Genomic DNA, 16,460 nt, shown 5'->3' with positions numbered 1-16,460 from the left:
GCTCTATCTATCAGATTACCAATAGCTCCACCTAAAATAAGTGTTACTGAAATACAGGTATATTTTTTTTCTTTATCAGTATGTAAAAGATAAAAGAATAAAAATACAGATATCAGTGATGAGACAGATAGGAAAAAGTATCTCTGCCAGCCACCTGCATCAGATAGAAAACTGAAAGCAGCACCTTCATTATGAACATGAACTATGCTGAAAAACGGAGTTACAGAATAACCGATGGAATTAAGTTCAATATTATTCCTGATTAGCCCTTTAGTAAGCTGATCAAGAATAATTACTGCAAGGCTGACGGCCAGATACTTCCAGCCGTTAGCATTTTTATAGAAGCTAATCTTAAACATTATGCAAAACGTCTATTTTCGCCTGCAGCCTTAATGTTCTCGATACAACGAGGGCAAAGACCTGGGAACTCAGGATCAGCATCAACCTCATCCTCATAGTGCCAGCATCTTTCACACTTCTTAGCCTGAGACTTCTCTACAATGAAAGCACAGTCTAGAACTTCTGACTTGAATGCATTCTCAGGAGCAGGCTCTGAAACAACCTCAGCCTTTGATGTGATCAGCATGAAGCATAGTTCATTATCAAGCTTCTGAAGGTCAGCTAACAGCTGATCTTTTGCAAATACCTTAACATTTGCCTCAAGAGAGCCACCGATAACTCCATTGTTACGAGCTGTCTCAATTGCCTTGTTAGCTTCGTTTCTGAAAGTTAACATTCTCTGCCAGTATTCAGAATTGAACTCTGAAGACTCATCAAGCTCATTGATATTCTCTATCCACTTAGATGTGAATACGAACTCATCTCTCTTACCTGGCATTGCTTCCCATGCTTCTTGTGCTGTGAATGAAAGAATAGGAGCAATCCAGCGGATTAATGCCTCAGCAATGATGTAAAGAGCACTCTGACATGATCTGCGTGCCTTTGAATCAGCCTTGGCTGTATACTGACGATCCTTAATAATATCAAGATAGAATGAACCAAGCTCAATTGAACAGAAGTTCATTAGTAACTGAACAACCTTGTGGAAATCATACTCGTCATAGCACTTGATGATTTCTTTTTGAGTCTTTGCAGTTAATGATACTGCCCACTTGTCAAGTTCAACCATATCATTGAACTCAACAGTATTTGTTTGAGGGTCAAAACCATTGAGGTTTGCAAGAAGGAATCTTACAGTATTACGAACACGGCGATATGCATCAGATGAACGCTTGAAAATCTCGTGAGATACAGCCATATCACCTGTATAGTCGTTTGATGCAATCCATAAACGTAATACATCAGCACCTAACTTATCGATGATCTCCTGAGGAGCAATAACATTACCTAGTGACTTTGACATCTTTCTGCCCTGACCGTCAACTGTAAAGCCGTGAGTCAGAACCTGCTTATATGGAGCATAACCCTTAGTTGCAACAGAAAGCATTAAAGATGACATGAACCAGCCTCTGTGCTGATCTGAACCTTCAAGGTATAAATCTGCACTGTGGCCCTTAAACTCTTCACGCTGATCAACAACAGAGAACTGAGTTGAACCTGAGTCGAACCATACATCAAGAGTATTTGGATCCTTGTGATAGTTCTTAGCCTCTTCTGCGCCGATAAGATCTTCAACTTTCAGATCCCACCAAGCCTGAATACCATCCTTTTCAACTGCCTTTGCAATCTTCTCAATGATTGCAGGAGTATCAGGATGGATCTCATTTGTTTCGTTATTGATTAGAACTGCACATGGCATACCCCAGGTTCTCTGACGTGAAATACACCAGTCAGTACGTTGTTTAACCATTGCCTCAATTCTGTTCTGGCCCCAAGCAGGGATCCACTTTACTCCCTTGATTTCCTCAAGAGCCTTTGATCTTAATCCCTTGCCGTCCATTGAAATGAACCACTGAGGAGTTGCTCTGAAAATTACAGGGGTCTTATGACGCCAGCAGTGTGGATAGCTGTGAGAAATAACCTTTAATGCTACTAGTGCACCTTTTTGCTTTAATACATCAACTACTGATGGATTGGCCTTTAATACGTTAAGACCAGCAAAGAACTCAACATCATCCTTAAAGCAGCCATCAGGGCCTACAGGATTATAGATTTCAAGGCCATATTTTACGCATACGTTGTAATCGTCAAGACCATGTCCACCTGCTGTATGAACACATCCGGTACCAGCTTCTAAGGTTACATGTGCACCTAAAATTACAGGAACTGTAATATTGATAAAAGGATGAGCAAAGCGCTGAAGCTCTAAAGCCTTTCCTGAAACTTCCTCACCCAAAACTGAATAGTTTTCAATTGAGCACTCTTTCATTACAGTTTCGATAAGATCGGTTGCCATAATGAAGCGCTCTTTACCATTTGAAGTCTCTACCTGAACTAAAGAGTACTTTAGCTGATCATTCATACAGATTGCTCTGTTAGCAGGTAATGTCCAAGGTGTTGTAGTCCAGATTACGCAGGAGATAGGGCCTTCACCCTGCCCTTTTGCATTGAAGGTTGATAGAACTTTCTCGTCATCAGTTGATGCAAAACGAACATAGATAGAATCTGATTTTACATCAGCATATTCAACTTCAGCCTCAGCTAAAGCAGACTGACAGTCAATACACCAGTAAACTGGTTTTAAACCACGTACGAAATGACCGTTTTCAATAACCTTGCCTAAAGCTCTTAAAGTATCAGCTTCAGTCTTATAGTTCATAGTAAGATATGGTTTTTCCCAATCACCTAATACACCAAGACGCTTAAAATCCTTGCGCTGGCCGTCTACCTGTGACTGAGCATATTTACGGCATTCTTTTCTGAAGGTTGCAGCGTCTACCTTAACGCCTGGCTTTCCAACAAGAGATTCAACTTTTACTTCAATTGGCAGACCATGACAGTCCCAACCTGGGATATAAGGAGAATCAAAACCGCTTAAGGTCTTTGACTTTACAATAATATCCTTTAATACCTTATTAATTGAGTGACCAATATGAATGTTGCCGTTTGCATATGGAGGACCATCATGTAGAACAAACATATTTGCACCAGCTCTTGCAGTACGAATCTTCTGATACAGACTTCTCTTTTCCCAGTCTGCAAGCATTAGAGGTTCACGTGCAGCAAGATTACCGCGCATTGGAAACTCTGTGTTAGGAAGATTTAAGGTATTTTTATAATCAGCCATTTTTTTCTACCAAATAATAAAATTAAAACCCTTCAAAATTTTTGCTTACAAGAAAATCCTCTGTGTTTTTTTTATCTTGCAAAAGCTTTTCTTGTAATTCATCAATACTTGAAAATTTAACTTCATCGCGCATCTTTTTAATAAAGAAGACAACGATATTTTCACCGTAAATATCCTCATTGAAATTAAATATATTAACTTCAAGAATAGACTTTTTCTGTCCTAGAACCACTGTAGGTCTGTATCCTATATTGGCCATTCCCTTGAAGAGCTTTCCACCTAGCAAAACTGCTACGGCATAAACACCCCTTAAAGGACAGACAAGACGGTTTATGTTCACATTTGCAGTAGGAAAACCTAATGTTCTTCCTATCTGATTTCCCCTAACCACCTTACCTGACATTGAGTAATAACGACCTAAAGCATCTTTTGCAAGGTCAAGCTTACCCATCTGCAGATATGATCTTATAAGGGTACTTGATACTCGCTCTCCATTGAGATTTACACCTTCAATAGCCTGAGCTTTCATACCAAATTTTTCGCCTATCTGTCGGATATCTTCTATGGTATACATTCCACCTTTTCCGAAATTGAAAAGGGTTCCTACGGTTACACTTTTTACACCAAGCTTTTCATACAGCAGATTTTCAACAAACTGCTGTGCACTCATTGATGCAAATTCCTTGTTGAACTTCATACAGAAAACAAGCTCTACGCCACAGACTTCAAGAGCCTGAAGCTTATCTCTGATTGAATAAATCCTAGCAGGAGAATGATCTTTTGAAAAAAACTCTAGAGGCTGAGGCTCAAATATCATTACTGCACTTGCAAGCTGATATTTTTTAGCTTCCATCTTCATTCGTTCAATCACAGCCTGATGACCTTTATGAAGACCATCAAAATTGCCAATAGCTAAGGCAATTCCTCTTTGTGTTCCTTTAAAATCAGACAGACAGCGGATTAAACGCATTCTCTACTCAATCAGTTAATTTTTTAAGAGCTAATCACTGCAGTATCAGTTCAAATATCTAAAAATACCGACAGTTTTCGAATATAAATGCTAATTATACCTAAATTCACACAAACTTGCTTAATTTTCTCATTTCCAAATTGTATTTATTAAAGATTAAATGATCTTAGCTTTATCTGCTTAACTATTCTCTATTTCATTTCATGATAGTTTCTGCATTTTCTTAATATAAATTTTGCTCAATACAGTTTTTTATCCTATAGAAATATTATGAACTCATGTTCATATTCATTATTAATCAGCTATATGAGAGACACTATGAAAACACTTTCAAAAATTGCTTTTTGCCTATCATTATGCCTTCTTGGCAATCAGGCTTTTGCTAAAGACAAACTCATTGTTTGGGAAGCGGATCAAAATGGAATTCAGGCACTTACAAAAGTTGCAAAAGAATTTGAAAACAGATATGACTGCGAAATTGAATTGTCTCAATATGATTCAGTTCATCAGATTGAAAAGGTAATTGAACTTAATTCAAAAAATGAAAGATCCCCTGACGTATTCATAATGATGTCAGATAAATTAGGGATGGCAATTCATGAGAATGCTGTTAGTCCTCTTGAATTTATGAATGAAGATCATGAACAGTATCTAAAAGCAACTGCTGATGCTTTTAAATTAGACAAAACATATTATGCTTCTCCTAGAAGTGTTGAAACACTTGTTGTTTACTACAACAAGGATGTTGTTGAATATCCTTTTGAAACTTTCAATGAATATATAGATTATTCTAAAAAGCAAGCAGGCACAGGAAAATATGGACTTCTTGCAAAATTTGATAATTTCTATTTTTCATATGGAATCTTAAGTGGATTCGGTGCATATATTTTCGGTATCAATGCTGACGGTTCATACAACAGAGATGATGTGGGACTGAATTTCAATAATGCATCAGATGGTCTTTCTAAGATATCTGATTTTGCAAAAAACTACATGCCAAAGGCAATGTCTACGGATGAAGGATGGGAACTTATGGATGAGCTGTTCATTAAAGGAAAAGCAGCAGCAGTAATTACTGGACCTTGGTCACTACAAAAATTTGCACGAGCTGGTGTAAATTACGGTATTGCACCTCTGCCTCTTCTATCAAATGGTAAAAGTCCAAGACCATTCTTTGGATGTAAAGGTTATGCTGTAAATGCAAAATCTGAAAACAAATCGCTTGCAATGAAATTCATACAGGTCATAAATGAAGAGAAAAATGCCATAAAACGTTATGAGGCAACAGCAGAACTTTCTCCATTGAAGTCAGTTTTATCAAATCCTCTTATTCTGAATGATGATTTTGCATCAGGTATCGCTATTCAGGCAGAAAAAGCAGATCCAATGCCTTCAATCAAGGAAATAGGTAATGTCTGGCAGCCTATGAATGATGCTCTTTATCAGGCTATTTCATCTAAACATCCAGATACAAAAAAACTGCTTGATACAGCTGTTGAAAATATCAAAGCTCAGTATGACAAATAGTTTTAACTAATAAGATAAAAGGATTCATCATGAAAAAATTAACCGTCTTATCTGCTGTGCTGTTAGGTATTGCTCTTTGCGGTACTGCAGTTGCAAAAACATCAATTACAGTCTGGGAAGATCTGAACAAGGCATCAAGTCTTGAACAGGCTGCAAAGGACTTTGAAAGAGATTATGATTGTAAAGTTGTATTAGTTGAAAAAGATTCAATTAAGCAGTTTAAAGAAGTTCAAAAACTGAGCAAAAACGGAATGAGCCTTCCAGATGCATTCATTTTAATTTCTGACAAAGTTAATGAAGCGATAAAGAAGAAGATTGTTGCTGATATTTCTGTTATGAATACAGAAAAAACAAAATTCATTCCTGCTTCTGTAAAACCTTTTACAGTTAATAATAAAGCTTATGCTATACCTCGTTCCATTGAGTCTTTAGTTATCTTCTATAACAAAGATATCATCAAGGATCCTATTGATACTATGGCTGGATATGAAGCTTTAGCAAAAGAGCGTCAAAAACAAGGAAAATACGGTCTTATCGGTAAACTTGATAATCTGTATTACAGCTATGGATTCCTGTCAGCATATGGTTCATATATTTTCGGTATAAATTCAGATGGAACATACAATACCGATGACATAGGACTTAACAATGAAGGTGCTGTAAAGGGAACCAAGCTTGTAGCTGATTACACAAGAAACTATATTCCAAAGACTGCGCTTGATAAGAAAAAAGGTTTAGATGTTATTGATGACATGTTTATCAATGGCCAGGCAGCTGCAGTTATCAACGGACCTTGGGGTTTAGACAAATACAAGCGTAGTGGAGTGAACTTTGCGGTTGGCACTTTACCAAAGCTCTCTAACGGAATGAGAATTGCACCTTTCTTTGGTGTAAAGGGATATGCAATTACAAAGAAATCAAAAAATAAGGATCTTGTAGAAAAATTCCTTGTTTACGCAAGTCAGCCAAGATATGCAATGATTAGATATCAAAAGAGCGCTGAACTTCCACCTGTAAAAGAACTGCTAGCAAATCCACTGATAATTCAGGATGAAGTTGCAACAGCAATGGCAAATCAGGCTGCAAATGCCATTGACATGCCATCTGATCCAAAAATGAAAGATGTTTGGGAGAGCATGGAAGATGCTTTTGAAGATGCAATTAAAAATGAAAAAGCTGATATCAAGGCAATTTTAGATAAGGCTGTAAAAGAAATTAAGGAATAGTCATAATACGCCTCTTAAAGCAAGGTTGACTTATTGTCAGCCTTGTTTTTTTTCTTATTCAACAAGCAAAAGAAGTTTTTTTTTAATATTCTTTTGGCATTGAATAAAAATTTATTGTAAAATAGCGTTCAAATTTTAGTATCTAGCTATCAATTTTTATTTTTTTTTGCTAGAATACAGCAATATTTTTTAGTGCCACATCAATAAGGACAGTGGCAATTTATTTAAATGTCAGGAGCTATCTGTGCCTAATATTAAATCTGCAAAGAAGCGCGTAGTTATTGCTGAGAAAGCACGTCAGCGTAATGTTGCTGCACGTTCAAAGATGCGCACTCTAATCAAGAATGTTTTAAAGGCTATCGAGTCTAACGATAAGGCTAAAGCAACCGAAGCTTTCGCTATTGCTGAGCCAGTTTTAGACCGTGCTGCATGCAAGGGCTTAATTCACAAGAATAAAGCAGCTCGTCATAAGAGCACACTTGCAGCTAAGATTAAGAACATGGAGTAATCCATTCTTTTTCATAGGAAACCTCGCTTGATGCGAGGTTTTTTATTTTTTAAACGATTTTTTCTATCTAAAACATCTTCTGCAAAAAAATATTTTTTATTAATCTCTTACATTTCAATTGGTTATTTACTTTTCTCTATTTTTTTTAAATTTTTTAAAATTTTTTTTGAACTTTTTTATTTTTTAGCACTCTAAGAAGTATATCAGTTAAGATTACAGATTTTTTGAATACTAGCTGGTGTGACTTTTTTCATAATATATTCCTGAAGGCCCATTGATAACTTGCAATGGGCTATTTTTTTATATAAGCACAATTCATTCTTTCTTTTATCAAAATTCAATGCAAAAAAAATCGGTCTTAAAGACCGATCTTTGTGATAGAAAAACTAATTTTTCTTTTTCATAAGGAAGAAACTTATCAAAGCAACAACTGCTACTGCCGCTCCTAAAAGTTCAAAACTGCACTCAAGTGAGCTCATATTAGATACATGTCCGATGATAACAGGTCCTAAAAGAATACCTGAGTAACCAACAGCATTTATTAGCGAAATAGCTGACTGCACTCTTATTCCCTTTACTGTTCCTGTAAATGAAACAAGCTGTGGCACGATATTACCAGCGCCAAGTCCGATGATACTAAAGCCAATCATCATACCTATACTGTATGGAACTATTGCAGTTATCATAAAACCTAATGAAACCATCACAGCGCCTGTTACTACAGTAAGTCTTCTTCCGAACTTTGTAACAATTGAATTTCCTGTAAAACGGGATACAGTCATTGTAATTGCAAAGAAAGTATAGAAATAGCCTGCTGTTGTAGGATCGATACCTCTGTTCTGAGTGGCAAAAACAGCTGTCCAGCTAAGAAGTGCACCTTCTGATCCATACATGATAAAGCAAAGAATTCCTAGAACAATGATTACAGGTGGAATGTTGAACTTTCTGTGTTTGCTATCATCACTATTCAAAGATGAATTTTCTTCATTGAATGATTTTATTTCAGATACAAGACTTTGAAGGGAAATAATACAAAGCACTGACATTGAAATAAACATGAAAAGTGCAGACATACTTACACTAAAACCAAGTGTAAGGAGCATGGATACAATCATTGCGCCGACCAGTGTTCCAAGTGAGTATCCTCCATGGAATCCTGACATAAGCGGTTTTTTGAATATAGATTCGACTACAACTGCATTAATATTTGATGCAACATCGATGGAAACTAAGGATGCACCAAACAGTGCAAGCATGAATGCTACAAGATAAGGTGAATCTACAATGGTAATTCCAAATAGATTTAAACCAAGAAGAATACCTGAACTTATAGCTACTTTTCTTGGACCGAAACGGGACACTAAAGGACCAACTAATGGAAGAGCAATAAGAGACCCCAATCCCATAGATAAAAGAAGCTGTCCAAATTGTCCATCATTAAGATTCATTGCTGATTTCACAAATGGAACCATTGGCGCCCATGCTGCTTCAAGTGCACCTAAAATACCAAAAGAAAGTTTGTTTGCCAGAAGCATTTTTTTATTATTCATAAGAAACAGTCCTATAAAGCTACCTCATAGTTGGCATTCTAGTACAAAACAGATTTCATTTGTTCTATTGTTTTATACACAATATTAACCAGTTTATTAAAAATATTTTGTTATCCACTTTAATCTTGGGATCAGAAAATGCACTATTGGACCTGTGCTAAGTGCTGCAAAAACGGTACCTTCTCTAACACCTTCGATTGCACAAAAGTCTGTCAAGAAAAGTGAAATGATTACAGCCGATAAAACTAAAACAACATCAAAACAAGTCTTTACATAACTAAAGCTTTTATGAACCAGTGGAGCAAAGAGTTTGATGAAATATTCTCCAGATATCATTGCCACACTTGCGGTCACACTCAATGCAACTGCAAGAGCCAGTAGGAATGTTCCTGTTATCACAAGCATCCATGATGTTATGTATCCGATATGAACAGGAAGAATAAAAATCATAATTTTAGTTGCCAGATCAATCATGATTGAAAACAGAATGCATATAGGGATCTGCATCAGAAGACGTACGGCATGATCTTTTAGTTTATCTTCACCAAGAAATATCAAAAGAACCTGAAGAACAATAAGAAGAATATTGAAAATCAGAGTTGTATCACCGAGTGTCAAAGTTGAATGAAGTGAAAGAACATAATTTGGTGATGAAATAGGAGTTGTTCCTATATCTGCATATGTGATAACTGAAATAGAAATACCTTGTATCATTACTGACAGAATAAATACTGCATATCTTTTAAGAATAGATTTTGAAATAGAAAACATAATAAGAATATATCTGTAACAGGAGAGAATTGTAATTGCTGAAATTTACTCTTGCTACATAGCAAATTCAAGAGAAAAGAGAAAATAAGATCTTTTACATTCTTTATTAAAGAGAAAATTTAGCAAGAATTAGACTTTATCAACTTTTTGCAACAAAAAAAATTATATCTCATAAAAGAGTAATTCTGAATTTTAGGTATAATACTCATGGTCAATAAAAATTGGAAATTTCATCATGGCATCTAGAAAATCTTCATCAAAACAGAATACTGAAACAAAAAAAGAATTCGTATCAATACTCAATGTTATAGCATTTTTCCCTAAAATCGCAAAAAGAACTTTCAGTTTGCATTTATACGAGCCAATTTTTCGCATTGCAAATAATTCTGAAAAATTTTCTATTGATATTGAAAAGTATCTAAAAAAGAATGATAACGAAAAATTCCCTAGTATTCCAAAAGAATATGATGATTTCTTTTACTATGAAGATGACTATGATGATTTCTTTTCTTTCAGTTATTACAATAACTCAACATTAACATGTTATGAAGAATATATTAATGAATATAGAAAATTAGCAGTGTCAAATCCAGAAACTGCTGAATGCTATGCAAATATTATTGATTACATTGAAGAGCATGATCCAGAATATTCTGATTTGCTAGATGGAAAAGCTCTTCTCAAGCTTTACCTTAACATTCCTCTTTATGAAGAAGAAATTGATTATGTAATTGACAAGATCCTCCGAAATGGAAAAATAGATTTGGCTAAATCTATAAGAGAGATTTGCAATGACAAGGACTTTTCAAAAAATTTTTCAGATGAAACAAAAATAGCTCTTACAAAAATTCAGGATGCATTATTTCTGGATGAAGAATATGATCCTTTAATACCAGGAACTTCTGTTGGTAGTGAAAATCCATCATTGTTTTCTTCCATGGCAAACTACTGCAGATTTGGTCTTTCTGGTATTAATGAAGATCAAATTTTCGTACATGCTTTTGATAAGTTCTTAAAAGGTAATTTTGAAGAAGCAAAAAAACTGCTTGTTGCCTACCAGAAAGAATACAAGAAGAAGACTGGAAAAATAAACAAAGAGTCAAAAGTCATCGCTTTAATTAATTTCTGCAGAATGATGACCAACTCTGAGATATCAAATATGAACAAGCAGATTGAATCTCAACTAAATAAAGATAGTGAAACAAAATTCTTAGTAACTCTTTATATGGGAGCAATCAAATTTCTAAATGATCTGAGATCTGGCCAGAAAACATCATTTTCCGATAAAGTCTATAACTGTCACATATATACATATTTTAGAGCGAATCTTTCTTGCAGAATAATTATTCTTTGTGCACTTGCTTGTGACAAAGATTATGAAATAACAGATGATATTAAAGATCAAATCATTTCTGCCTATAAACAGACTATGATTAGTTATCCATTCATCTGTAAAGCTTTTTACAATACTATAAAATCTCTAACAGGCACAGACTTTGCTCCAGAGCTGAACAATTCAGAGTATTTTGATTTTTCTACAATAATAAACAGCGATAACATCTGGAAAAATCAGATAAATTCAATCAAGGATATCTTAAAACTCAAAGATAAAAAGGATAGTACAAAGAAAAAAGTAACAGCTACTAAAAAGGCTACAAAAAAGCTAGCCTGGATCTTTAGAGAGATCAATGAAGATTCTTTGCAACTACCAACACCTGGCGTTATTACTCTAGATGAAAATGATAATATTAAGAGCGAATCTTACTTTGATGTCAAATATTTCTATTCTGCTAGAGGTGAAAAGGCTGACTATCTGACAGATCAGGATAAAACTATTGCTGCAAGCCATGATATGCTGAGCAGATATAATTCAACAAGTTACAGTTTCTCTTGCAACAAAACTCTTCTATCTCTTATAGGTCATCCATATATTTACCTAAAGAAATTTGCTTCTGAAGAATATATACATTTATCTGCAGAGAAAAAGAAAGTTTCTCTTGAGGTAAAAGAAGACGGTGATTTCTTTACTATAAACATTAGTTCAGGACAATATGGAGATTCAGAAAAGAAATTTACTATAGATGAAAAGAACAAAAAACTATATATATATTCTATAGAAAAGGTTCATCAGGATCTTATCAATTTACTGAAGGATTCTAATACAAAATTTCCAAAGAGTGCTCTAGATGAAATAGTCTCTTTTGGAACAAGTACCGACATAGAGATGCATTATGAGGTAAATTCTGCATCAAAAAATGCTCAAGTAAAGCCAACTATTCTTTTAAAAGAAGATGGTAAATACTACGAAGTAAGGATCAGAGCAAAGGCTTCAGATGAGGAAAATTGTCCTTATAAACTTCCAGGAGAAGGTGAAGAATCAATTCTTGTTTATCAGAAAGAATCAGGATTACCTGTACTTTTCAAAAGAGATCTGAGTGAAGAAAAAAAGAATGCAATTGAAATCGTTGATAGCATTCCTGCTCTTGATAATATGTACAAGGATTCTGACTTCTCCTACTCAACTGATGATATGTCTGATTTTCTTGCATTCTTAGAACAGTGCAATGGTATAAAAGACAAGTGCACTCTTGAATGGGCTGAAGGCAGAAAATTCTATGTTCAAGGATCTATTTCGACATCTAGTTTCAAACTTAAAGGTGACCTTGGTGAAAATGCATATCTTTCAATCTCAGGAGATGTTCAGCTCTCTGATGAAAGATATATTTCATTAAAATCATTATTAAAATCACTAGATTCTTCAAATGGTAATTACATTAAAATTGATGAGCAGACATATGTATCGATAACATCAGATCTGAAAAAGAGACTTGAAAAACTAAATACCGTTACAACCTTCGATAAGCAAGGTAATCTGATATCTCATCCACTTGCACAAAATACAGTTGAAACCTTGCTTGATGATATGAACTGCTCATTTACAAAGAAGGTTTCTTCAATTGTCGAAAAGAGAAACAAGGCTCTTGAAAAAGACTTTAAAGTACCAAAGACACTTAATGCTCAGCTCAGATCTTATCAAATTGAAGGATTTAAATGGCTGTGCAGAATGGAAGAGTGGGGTGTTGGTGCCTGCCTTGCAGACGATATGGGTCTTGGAAAGACAGTTCAGACTATAAGTGCAATGCTTGCTTTTGCATCTAAAGGACCAATTATGATTGCAGCTCCAACCTCAGTATGTCCAAACTGGGAAAATGAGCTCAACAAATTTGCTCCAACACTAAAAACTCACAGACTGAAACTGTCTGAAGACAGAGAATCAACAATTACATCAATGAAATCAGGAGATGTTCTTATCGTAAGTTATGGTCTTCTCTCAAATGAAGCTCCTACTCTGTCTCAGATACAATGGCAGCTTGCCGTTTATGATGAAGCACAGGCTTTAAAAAATTCAGCAACACAAAGAGCTAAAACAGCATCAATTATTAATGCACATATGTCATTAGCTCTTACAGGTACACCAATTGAAAATAATCTTGATGATTTGTGGAGTATTTTCAATATCATAAATCCAGGTTTGTTAGGCTCTAAGAGCGATTTCCACAAAAAGTTTGCAAATGCAGCAGATGACAAGATTGCAAACAGAATGCTCAAGCTATTAATCAGTCCATTTATCTTAAGAAGACTCAAGGGTGATGTTTTAGAAGATCTTCCTCCAAGGACTGAGCAGGTTATTACTGTTGAAGCTTCTCAAAGAGAAAAAGAACTGTATGAAACACTGCGTTTATCAACTCTTGAAGATCTTGAGAAAAACAAACTTGAAATCAATAAAACAGGTCAAAGAAGACTTCAGATCCTCTCAGCTCTTACAAAGTTAAGACAGTTCTGTTGCGATCCTTCTTTACTTGGAAAAGAACTCAAGTTTAAATCAAGCTCAAAGACAGATGCTTTTAAAGATCTTCTTGATGAAGCATTAAGCGGAGGTCATCGTCTGCTTGTGTTCAGTCAGTTTGTCGGATATCTGACTATTATCAGAAATCTTCTTGAGAAAGAGGGGATTTCATACCAGTATCTTGATGGATCTACTCCTGAAAAAGCTAGAGCTAAAGCAATTGATGAGTTCCAGACTGGCATTGGAGACGTTTTTTTAATCAGTCTTAAAGCTGGTGGTCAGGGACTTAATCTGACTGGTGCTGATTATGTTGTTCATCTTGATCCTTGGTGGAATCCTGCCGTTGAAGATCAGGCTACAGACAGAGCATATAGAATCGGTCAGACAAGACCTGTTAACGTATTCAGACTTGTTATTAAAGATTCATTAGAAGAAAAAATTCTTGAACTTCATGCTAAGAAAAGAGAAGTTGCAGCTGACTTCCTTGAAGGAACAGCAAATGTAGCTTCTGAAGCTATGAAGCTCACTGAACAGGAACTTCTAGATCTTCTAGGCTAACAATTCCTTTCTTTTCCTACAAATCTTCACTCAAATAATTGAGTGAAGATTTTTTTTGGTTAAAAACGACGAACCCCCGAGCCTTTTTACGGGTCTTGGGGGTTCTTCCTAGCGTATATTAATTATAGTACATTTTTTCAAAAATGATTACATCATGCCTGGCATGCCGCCCATACCGCCCATTGCAGGAGCTGCAGGAGCATCATCCTTACGAGGAGCGTCAGCAACCATACACTCGGTTGTTAACATTAAACCAGCGATTGAAGCTGCATACTGTAATGCTGAACGGGTTACCTTGGTAGGATCAAGAATACCCATCTCGATCATATCGCCGTACTGCTCTGTACCTGCATTATAACCGTAGTTGTCTGAGCCGTTACGTACTTCGTTAGCAACAACTGAAGCTTCCTGACCTGCGTTGGTTACGATCTGACGTAAAGGAGCTTCCATTGCAGTTAATGCAACCTTAATACCTACGTCCTGATCCTGGTTGTCACCCTTCAGACCTGCAATCTTCTTAGCTACACGAACTAATGCAACACCGCCGCCTGGAACAACACCTTCCTCAACAGCAGCACGAGTAGCATGCATAGCATCCTCAACACGATCCTTCTTCTCTTTCATAGCAACTTCAGTTGCAGCGCCAACCTTGATAACAGCAACGCCACCTGCTAACTTTGCAACACGCTCCTGTAACTTCTCACGGTCGTACTCAGAAGTTGAATCTTCGATTTGCTTGCGGATCTGAGCTACACGATCCTTGATAGCCTCTGAATCACCTTCGCCATCGATGATGGTGGTGTTATCCTTGGTGATTACAACACGCTTTGCAACGCCTAAATCGTCTAAGGTTGCCTTCTCTAATTCCATACCTAATTCTGATGAAATTACAGTACCAGCAGTTAGGATAGCGATATCCTGTAACATTGCCTTACGACGGTCACCGAAACCTGGAGCCTTAACAGCAGCTACCTTAACGATACCACGCATGTTGTTAACTACTAATGTAGCTAAAGCTTCTGACTCAACATCCTCAGCGATGATAAGTAATGACTTAGAAGCCTTTGCAACACCCTCAAGGATTGGTAATAAATCACGGATGTTTGAAATCTTCTTGTCGCATAATAAGATGTATGGGTTGTCTAACTCAACAGTACCTGTCTCTGTCTTGTTTACGAAGTATGGTGATAAGTAACCACGGTCAAACTGCATACCCTCAACAAGATCAAGCTTATCCTCTAAGCCCTGACCATCTTCAATGGTGATAACACCATCACGACCAACCTTCTCCATTGCATCAGCAATCAGGTTACCAACAGTAGCATCAGAGTTTGCAGAAATTGTACCAACCTGAGCGATAGCCTTCTTGTCTTCACACTTGATTGATAACTTCTTTAACTCTTCTGTTGCAGCTGCAACTGCCTTGTCGATACCGCGCTTAACATCCATTGGATTCATACCAGCAGCGATTGACTTTAAGCCCTCAGTTACAATAGCCTGTGCTAATACTGTAGCTGTTGTGGTACCGTCACCTGCAGCATCATTAGCCTTTGAGGCTACTTCCTTAACCATCTGAGCGCCCATATTCTGGAACTTGCCTTCAAGTTCAATTTCCTTAGCAACAGATACACCGTCCTTAGTGATTAGAGGAGCACCATAGCTCTTGTCTAATACTACGTTACGGCCTTTAGGGCCTAAGGTTACCTTAACAGCGTTTGCTAAGATGTTTACGCCCTCTAACATCTGTGAACGAGCGTCATTACCAAAAATAACTTGCTTTGCTGACATTTGAATTACCTTCTAAAAATATTATTCTTCTACTACAGCTAAAATATCTGACTCAGCCAGGATTAAAACCTCTTCGCCATCGATCTTCTCTTTCTTGCAGCCATAGCCTTCGTTATAAATAACGGTATCACCAACCTTTACACTTAAAGCTGCAGTATTGCCATTTTCTAATAAACGGCCTTTACCGGTTGCTACAACCTTACCGCGGGTTGACTTAACTGTTGCGCTACCTAAAAGAATACCACCTGTTGACTTCTGCTCTTCTTCAAATGGCTTAACAATAACGCGATCATACAAAGGAACTAATTTCATTTGTTTTTCTCCACGGATATTTCCGTTCTAATCAAAAAAAGTATTATGCTCTACTAGGCACAATACAAAATAAATTCTGTACAAAAAAGAAAATGGGGACTCAAAGAAATAATTCAAGAGTAAAAACAAAAAAAATAAAAAAAATTTTCACATCAGGTGGAAGTGAATCGGACAATCAGGCAATAGAGACTATAAAAGACTATGGTATAAGGAACA

The 16,460-nt window shown here is 36.3% G+C and carries 11 protein-coding genes; 4 read left to right on the top strand and 7 right to left on the bottom strand.

What is annotated here, in order from left to right:
• The 3 genes from lspA to ribF all read right to left on the bottom strand — a co-directional run.
• The coding region (gene lspA, locus ACJML3_RS00755; RefSeq protein ID WP_406019752.1) for a signal peptidase II at positions 1–359 on the bottom strand (359 nt) is incomplete at its 3' end.
• Complete coding sequence (ileS, locus tag ACJML3_RS00750; protein ID WP_406019750.1) at positions 359–3,187, bottom strand: isoleucine--tRNA ligase; 2,829 nt, start codon at positions 3,185–3,187, stop codon at positions 359–361. The genes lspA and ileS, both read right to left, overlap by 1 nt.
• 22 nt (positions 3,188–3,209) lie before the next feature.
• Complete coding sequence (gene ribF / locus ACJML3_RS00745) at positions 3,210–4,157, bottom strand: bifunctional riboflavin kinase/FAD synthetase (RefSeq protein ID WP_406019748.1); 948 nt, start codon at positions 4,155–4,157, stop codon at positions 3,210–3,212.
• Between the two features lie 318 nt (positions 4,158–4,475).
• Between ribF and ACJML3_RS00740 the strand changes: the two genes are divergently transcribed.
• From ACJML3_RS00740 to rpsT, 3 genes are all read left to right on the top strand, one after another.
• Positions 4,476–5,684: an extracellular solute-binding protein gene (locus ACJML3_RS00740; protein WP_406019746.1), complete on the top strand. Its 1,209-nt coding sequence runs from the start codon at positions 4,476–4,478 to the stop codon at positions 5,682–5,684.
• A 29-nt stretch (positions 5,685–5,713) separates the two neighbouring features.
• Positions 5,714–6,910, top strand: coding sequence for an extracellular solute-binding protein (locus tag ACJML3_RS00735; RefSeq protein ID WP_406019744.1), 1,197 nt, complete (start codon positions 5,714–5,716; stop codon positions 6,908–6,910).
• A 244-nt stretch (positions 6,911–7,154) separates the two neighbouring features.
• A complete protein-coding gene (gene rpsT, locus ACJML3_RS00730; protein ID WP_219937888.1) occupies positions 7,155–7,418 on the top strand; it encodes a 30S ribosomal protein S20 in 264 nt (87 codons plus the stop codon).
• Between the two features lie 386 nt (positions 7,419–7,804).
• Here rpsT and ACJML3_RS00725 read toward each other — a convergent pair whose 3' ends face one another.
• Positions 7,805–8,968, bottom strand: coding sequence for an MFS transporter (locus ACJML3_RS00725; RefSeq protein ID WP_406019742.1), 1,164 nt, complete (start codon positions 8,966–8,968; stop codon positions 7,805–7,807).
• A gap of 96 nt (positions 8,969–9,064) precedes the next feature.
• Complete coding sequence (locus ACJML3_RS00720) at positions 9,065–9,739, bottom strand: YitT family protein (protein ID WP_406019740.1); 675 nt, start codon at positions 9,737–9,739, stop codon at positions 9,065–9,067.
• Between the two features lie 235 nt (positions 9,740–9,974).
• On the opposite strand from ACJML3_RS00720, the gene ACJML3_RS00715 reads away from it, so the two are divergent.
• The gene (locus ACJML3_RS00715; RefSeq protein ID WP_406019738.1) at positions 9,975–14,144 is read left to right on the top strand and encodes a DEAD/DEAH box helicase; all 4,170 of its coding nucleotides are present in this window, start codon (positions 9,975–9,977) and stop codon (positions 14,142–14,144) included.
• A 147-nt stretch (positions 14,145–14,291) separates the two neighbouring features.
• On the opposite strand, the gene groL is transcribed toward ACJML3_RS00715, so the two are convergent.
• Positions 14,292–15,932, bottom strand: a complete 1,641-nt coding sequence (groL, locus tag ACJML3_RS00710; RefSeq protein WP_219937992.1) for a chaperonin GroEL — start codon at positions 15,930–15,932, stop codon at positions 14,292–14,294.
• Between the two features lie 21 nt (positions 15,933–15,953).
• Positions 15,954–16,244 (bottom strand): co-chaperone GroES, encoded by a 291-nt coding sequence (locus ACJML3_RS00705; protein ID WP_219937991.1) that lies wholly within the window; start codon positions 16,242–16,244, stop codon positions 15,954–15,956.
• Positions 16,245–16,460 lie beyond the last annotated feature (216 nt).

It is taken from the genome of Succinivibrio sp. (genome assembly GCF_045124615.1).
GTDB classification, from domain to species: domain Bacteria; phylum Pseudomonadota; class Gammaproteobacteria; order Enterobacterales; family Succinivibrionaceae; genus Succinivibrio; species Succinivibrio faecicola.
The sequence above is the reverse complement of the archived record's forward strand: the minus strand, read 5'-3'. Positions and strand labels throughout refer to the sequence as shown.